Below are 6,745 nucleotides of genomic sequence, written 5' to 3'. Positions count from 1 at the left end.
CACGTGTGTACCCGCTTTGCCCCCCGGCAAAGCGGGTACACACGTGAGGCGGTCGGTGAAGTGCCCGTCTCTGATCTCCGTCACCGTGCCTCTGCCGCAGTTCAGTCCCAGGTCCCGCACGGCCTCCTGTACGGGCAGATCACCGGTCCCCGAGATGAGGCAGGTTCGGTAGTCGTGCGCCTTCAGCAACGCGATCAGGTCGCCGACGAAGGGAAACAACTGGTCGCGGCATGCCTGCCAGCTGCGGGTGGCCGTACGCCGGGCCTGTTCCAGGGATACTCCGTGCAGTGCCAAGGCGTACTGGCGATAGGCCTCGGCCAGCGCATCAGAGTGTGAAGAGGGTGCGGCTGCGTAGCGGTCGATCGCGGCCAGGCAGGCATGCACGGGCTCGGGCCGGCAGACTCCGTCTTCCATCAGATCGCGCAGATAGCGCTTCCCCACGACTCCCGGGAAGAGCGTGCCGTCCATGTCCAAGAAAGCGAGTTTCATGGATTCTCACGCGTCCCTGTGGATGCTGAGCGAGGCGATTCGCTCAAGCGCGGAGGCAGCCGCGGAGGGAATGCGCGCTTGCTTCAGGACAGCGAGGGACTCCTCGTAGCGAACAGCGATCATCTTCTCCACCGCCGCGGGAGCATCGGTGGCCTTGAGCACGCTGCGCACCGCCGACGCTCCTTCCTCGTCCAGGAGCGGATCTCCCACCCATCGCCGCAGTACGCTCCGTTGTCCGGGGTCGGCGCGTTGGGCCGCGATGGCGAGCAGTACCGTGCGCTTTCCCTCACGCAGGTCGTCCAGGACCGGTTTTCCTGTGGTGGCGGCGTCGCCCAGTACCCCCAGCAGGTCATCGCGCAGTTGGAACGCTTCCCCCAGAGGCAACGCGAAACGGCTGAGCAGACCAAGCAGCGCCGTGTCGGCTCCGGCGAGAGTCGCTCCCACGTGCAGGGGGCGCTCAACCGTGTACTTCGCGGTCTTGAAGCGGGCGACCGTCAGCGGGAGTTGCTGGTCCTCCAGCGCTCCCAGCGGCGCCAGCAGGTCGAGGTACTGGCCGTAGTGCATCTCCTCACGCATCGCGTCGAGCACCCGCCCCACGAGCACACGCCGGGACGGCGCGATGTCTGCTTCGGTGACCAGTTCGTCAGACCAGGTCAGCGCCATGTTCCCGATGAGGATCGCGGCGCTGACGCCCAGATGATCCGTTTCTCGGGCTGCGGCATACCGGTCGGCCAACGCCCTGTGGACGGCAGGCTGCGAGCGCCGGGTCGCGCTCTGGTCGATCACGTCGTCATGGATGAGGGCGAACGCCTGGTACAGCTCCAGAGCGGCAGCCAGTCTGATCACGGTTTCGGGTGATCCGCTGCCACCGGCGGCCTGCCAGCCCATGACACACAGCAGCGGGCGGATCCGTTTCCCGCCCGCGGTGATGAACTGCCGCAGTGTCAGGGGGACTTCGGAGGCAGCCCCCAAGGCTGACGCCTGACGGGCCTTTTCGCCGAGGAATTCCTCCAGGCACGTCGTGACCTTGCGGCGCACAACGTCAAGATCTGCAGACGCATCGAGGGAATGTGAGTCGGCCACAGCAGCAACCTTTCCTCCACACACGCGGGCACGGGTTCCAGAGGCTTACGACCCGCAGACCGTGAGCCTCATGAGATGTGTCGGGTGATCCTGATCGGCGTACATCAGTAGAAACCGCGAAACCGGGGACCTCACCTGTGAAGCACTTCTTCGTACGGTTGTGAGCCGGCGCAGCGTCACGTCGCGGCTCCCGGCCCGCCCCGCGTATGTCGGCGGTCGAGGTCGTCAACGGCGACCGGCGGGTGCAGGGATCACGGGAGGGCGTCTCCGGAGTCCGGGGTCCTGGTCAGGGCCAGGGCTTCTTCGAGGAGCGCTTCGACGATCTTCGATTCGGGAACGGTCTTGATGACCTGGCCGTGCCGGTAGATCTGGCCCTTGCCGTTGCCGCAGGAGACGCCGAGATCGGCTTCGCGGGATTCGCCGGGTCCGTTGACCACGCACCCCATGACGGCGATGCGCAGTGGTTCGGGGAATCCGTCGAACGCGGCCTCAACCTGGCCGGCGAGCCTGTGGATGTCGACCTGGAGTCGGCCGCAGCCGGGGCAGGAGACGATCTCCAACTTCCGCGGGCGCAACCCCAGGGAGGACAGGATGTGGCACCCGGCCTTCACCTGTTCGACGGGCGGTGCCGAGAGGGAGACACGGATGGTGTCCCCGATCCCTTCGGACAGCAGAGTTGCGAAGGCGACGGCGGACTTGACGGCTCCCTGGAAGGCAGGGCCCGCCTCGGTCACCCCGAGGTGCAGCGGGTAGTCGCAGCGTGCGGCGAGAAGCCGGTTGGCGGCGATGACCACCAGCGGGTCGTGGTGCTTGACTGCAATCTTGATACTGTCGAAGCCGTGCTCCTCGAACAGTGAGCACTCCCACAACGCCGACTCCACCAGTGCCTCCGGGGTCGCGGAGCCGTACTTGGTGAGCAGTCGGGGGTCGAGGGAGCCGGCGTTCACGCCGATGCGGATCGGCACCCCGGCCGTCTGGGCAGCCCGGGCGATGTCACCGACGCGGTCGTCGAACTTCTTGATGTTGCCGGGATTGACCCGCACGGCGGCGCAGCCCGCGTCCAGCGCCGCGAAGACATAGCGGGGCTGGAAGTGGATGTCGGCAATCACCGGGATCGGTGACTTGGCGACGATCTCCGGCAGGGCGGCCGCGTCGTCGGCCGAGGGGACGGCGACGCGCACGATGTCGCAACCTGCGGCGGTGACTTCGGCGATCTGCCGCAGCGTGGCATCTACGTCGGCGGTGTTGGTGGTGGTCATGGTCTGCACACTCACCGGAGCACCGCCTCCCACGGGCACTGCCCCGACCAGCACTTGCCGGGTTGGGCGGCGCACCGGAGACTGCTGCGCCGGCGTGGTCGGCATTCCCAGATCGATAGAGGTCATCGAGCCGTCTCCAGGTCGTGGGACTCGGTGGCTGTCGCGGGAAGGATGTCCCGCAGGGCGGCACGGACCGCGCGGACGATGCCGGCTCCATCCAGCCCGGCCTCGGCGAGCAAGGCGGTGCGGGAGCCTTGGGCGATGAACGACTGCGGCAGCCCCAGTGGCACGATCGGCGTGGCGACCCCTTCGGCGCGGCACAGTGCGGCCAGGGCCCAGCCCACACCACCGGTAGCGACTCCGTCCTCGACGCTGACCACCAGCTGGTGGCGGTCCGCCAGCGTCGCCAGGGCAGGATTGACGGGCAGCACCCAGCGCGCATCAGCAACCGTGACCCCGATCGTCTGGTCCTGAAGGAGCCGGGCGGCGTCCAGCGCCGCCGCGGCCAACGGGCCGACCGGAACCAGCAGCACTTGAAACGGCCGCTGCGGGCTGTTGAGGAGGATGTCGATCCCGTCCTCGCGGGTCAGGGCCGCAATCTCCGGTCCGGTGCTGGCTTTGGGCAGGCGCAGCGCGGTAGGCCCTGCGCAGTCCACGGCTTCACGCAGCAGGCGCCCGAGTTGTTCGGTGTCACGCGGCGCAGCGATCCGTAGTCCGGGCACCATGGAGAGCAGCGACAGGTCCCACATGCCGTGGTGGGAGGGGCCATCGGGACCGGTGATGCCGGCCCGATCCAGCACGAACGTGACGGGCAGTCGGTGCAGCGCGACGTCCATGAGGATCTGGTCGAAAGCTCGGTTGAGAAAGGTGGCGTAGATCGCCACGACCGGATGGAGGCCTCCCATGGCCAGTCCTGCGGCGCTGCTCACGGCGTGCTGTTCCGCGATGCCGACGTCGAAGACCCGATCGGGGAACCGCTGCTGCATCGAGTGCAGGCCGGTCGGCCGCAGCATCGCCGCCGTGACCGCCACCAGCTCGGCCCGCTCACTCGCCAGTTCGGCCAGTACCTGGCCGAAGACGCTGGTCCACGACCGGGCCGGGGCTCTGACGGGGGTGCCGGTCGAGAGGGTGGGAGGGCCGACCGAGTGCAAGCAGTCCGCCTCATCCTGCTCCGCCGGCGGGTAGCCCTTGCCCTTGACCGTCATCACATGGACCACGACCGTACGGTGAAGAGCCCGGGCCTGCCGCAGTACTTCCTCGACCTCCTGGGTGCTGTGCCCGTCGACGGGCCCGAGGTAGACGAAACCCAGATCGGTGAACAAGTTCCGGCGTACCAGTGCGCCGCCGGACTTGAGCTCGGTCAGATGGGTCGCCAGGGCGCCGTGCGTGCGTCCATAGGAGCGGCCGTTGTCGTTGACAACGACGATCACCGGGCGTTCGGGCGCCATGCCGAGGTTGTTGAGGGCTTCGAGGGCCATGCCGCCGCTCAATGCCCCGTCTCCGATGACCGCCACCACAGCCCGGTCCGGCTGCCCGGCCAGGTGACGGGCCTTGGCAAGGCCGTCGGCGTACGAGAGCGCGGTGGAGGCATGGGAGTTCTCCACCATGTCATGCACCGACTCTCGTCGAGAGGGGTAGCCCGACAGCCCACCCTGCCGCCGCAACGTATCGAAGTCATCGGCCCGCCCGGTGACCAGCTTGTGTACGTACGTCTGATGCCCGGTATCGAAGATCAGAGTGTCGTGAGGTGAGACGAACACCCGGTGCAGGGCGAGCGACAGCTCCACCACCCCCAGGTTCGGTCCCAGGTGCCCGCCCGTCGCACACACCTTGTTCACCAGGAAGGCCCTGACGGACGCGGCGAGGTCGTCCAGCTCCCGCGCAGTCAGGTTCCGCAAGTCGCTCGGGCCTGTAAGAGCATCAACCCTTCGGGTGAGCGGCTGTGTCATCGGAGCCATCTCTCCAGTCGTCGTCGGCGCAGCTCCAGGGAACAGCCCACAGGGGGCCAAGGAGCATCCGGGCGGCTCGGACTCCTCCACACTGAACGCGAAATCCCAGCGCACACAAGGCGCAACCCCCCCGCGCTCTGATCCGTACACGACCGAGGAAGCACGCCGGGGAGATCCGCGAAGCGCAAAGAGGTACTCCGGTCGCCCACCCGCGTATACGCCGATGCAGCCCCCCCGTACGCCCCCGCGGTCACGCTCCGGCGCACGTGACGGGAGAACACGGGAGCACGAGTAATGGTCAAGCCCTGTGGATCGGTTGTGGTGGTTCAGGCTGCGTGAGCCTCGGAGCGTTCGATGAGCTGACCGAGTTCGAATCGAGCCCCGGCCCGGACGGGAGAGGAATGCTCAGTACCTGCGGATCGGCCTCGGGAAGGGTGCCTCGCAGAACGCGGACGGCACCACCTTGAACGGCTTCCTGATCGACGAGACCGTCCACGAAGGGGCGAGGCGCATGCTGTCCGCCGCCCTGGAAGCCGAAGTCAACGCCCACATGGAGGAGTTGGCTGATCAGCGGGACGAGCACGGCCGCCGGACGGCTGCGCCGCAGGGGCCTCGGCGATCGTCCGCCCAGTTCCGACAAGGAGCGGCACAAGAAGCGCAATCCCGTCGAACGGGCGATCACCATGCTGAAGCACTTCCGGGCAGTCGCCACCAGATACGACAAACGAGCCTACGTCCACCTCGGCACCGTCACCACAGCCTCACTCGTCATCTGGCTCCGCTCGTGATCGCCAGGACAGCCCCTGAGCATCAGAACGAGGGCCATCACGGGCGCCATCACGGCGCCCTGCCCGGCGTACGCGGCGAGCGCCGCCCGGACCCGGTCCCGCCGACGTCCGGACCGGGTGTACTCCCCGACGCGGAACGTCCACTCACCGCGCTTCCCGGCGCGCAGGAGCGAGACTCCCGCGTCGCCGCAGACCAGATCCGACGCGGTGCTCCAGTTCAGCAGTCGGGCCCGGCCGGGGTCGGCCCCGTACCGCGTGAACACCTCCTCGGGACTCAGCCCGCGGGCGAAGGTGACACACACCCGGGCCATGGCCCAGCGGAGCGAGTCGACCGCGATCGTGTTCGTGCACAGCCTCCGTCGTCAGGGGAACGCGCGGGTCCCCCCGGCGTGCCGCGCCACCCGAAGCTGCGTCTGAGCAGATGGTTGCAGCCGTCGAGGACTCCCACCCCGTCAGAGCGAGATCTCCGCAGCAACTCGAAAGCTCTGTGGGCAACCCCAGCGTTTTCCCGTCCTGCGTCAGATCCCGAAACTCGCGTGGTGACTGACGCTCGCCCCGGACAGCGGCCCCTGTTCGCCCTCCGCCGGAACCGGCCCCGGGCCAGGGCCCGGGGCGAGCCGGACGCGTGGGTGGCACCTGCCGTCCAGGGCGACCCGACACGTCACGCTGAGCCTCGTCCGGCTTCACGGCAGCGGGGTGCCGCCGGTGGCGTTGACGATCTCTCCGGTGATGTAGGACGCCTGGTCGGAGGCGAGGAAGACGTAGGCGGGTGCCATCTCGGCCGGTTGCGCGGGCCGGCCGAGAGGTGACTGCTTCCCGAAGTGCGCCGGGTCGGGCATGGTGGCGGGGATCAGTGGGGTCCAGACCGGTCCGGGTGCGACGGCGTTGGCGCGGATGCCGCGTTCGGCGAGCATCTGGGCCAGGCTGTGGGTGAAGGAGATGATCGCGGACTTGGTCATGGCGTAGTCGAGAAGGTGCGGGCTGGGCTGGTACCCCTGCACGGACGCGGTGTTGATCACCGAGGCGCCGCGCGGCATGTGGGCCAGGGCCGTCTTGGTGAGCCAGAACATCCCGTACAGGTTCGTCTTCATCACCCGGTCGAACTGCTCGGTGGTGAGGGCCTCGATCCCGTCCGGCTGGGCCATCTGGTAGGCGGCGTTGTTGACGAGCAGGTCGA

At 68.1% G+C, this 6,745-nt stretch carries 6 protein-coding genes; all 6 read right to left on the bottom strand.

Annotated elements, in window-relative coordinates; all coding sequences use genetic code 11:
- A partial coding sequence (locus AOK24_RS19375; protein ID WP_206191234.1) for an HAD family hydrolase occupies window positions 1-489 on the bottom strand: 489 nt, incomplete at its 3' end.
- Between the two features lie 6 nt (window positions 490-495).
- A complete protein-coding gene (locus AOK24_RS19370; RefSeq protein WP_240554003.1) occupies window positions 496-1,527 on the bottom strand; it encodes a polyprenyl synthetase family protein in 1,032 nt (343 codons plus the stop codon).
- A gap of 296 nt (window positions 1,528-1,823) precedes the next feature.
- Window positions 1,824-2,957 carry a flavodoxin-dependent (E)-4-hydroxy-3-methylbut-2-enyl-diphosphate synthase gene (ispG, locus tag AOK24_RS19365; protein ID WP_055721329.1) on the bottom strand — a complete coding sequence of 378 codons (1,134 nt, stop codon included), beginning with the start codon at window positions 2,955-2,957 and terminating at the stop codon, window positions 1,824-1,826.
- Window positions 2,954-4,780 carry a 1-deoxy-D-xylulose-5-phosphate synthase gene (locus AOK24_RS19360; RefSeq protein ID WP_055721328.1) on the bottom strand — a complete coding sequence of 609 codons (1,827 nt, stop codon included), beginning with the start codon at window positions 4,778-4,780 and terminating at the stop codon, window positions 2,954-2,956. The genes ispG and AOK24_RS19360 overlap by 4 nt, the downstream gene beginning before the upstream one ends.
- A 730-nt stretch (window positions 4,781-5,510) precedes the next feature.
- Complete coding sequence (locus AOK24_RS48575) at window positions 5,511-5,879, bottom strand: hypothetical protein (protein WP_055721327.1); 369 nt, start codon at window positions 5,877-5,879, stop codon at window positions 5,511-5,513.
- A gap of 372 nt (window positions 5,880-6,251) precedes the next feature.
- The coding region (locus tag AOK24_RS19350; RefSeq protein WP_159051927.1) for an SDR family oxidoreductase at window positions 6,252-6,745 on the bottom strand (494 nt) is incomplete at its 5' end.

Origin of the sequence: Streptomyces niveiscabiei (genome assembly GCF_001419795.1) — a bacterium.
In the GTDB taxonomy this organism is placed as follows: Bacteria; Actinomycetota; Actinomycetes; order Streptomycetales; family Streptomycetaceae; genus Streptomyces; species Streptomyces niveiscabiei.
Note: the sequence above shows the minus strand (reverse complement) of the source record. Positions and strands in the feature narration are given on the sequence as shown.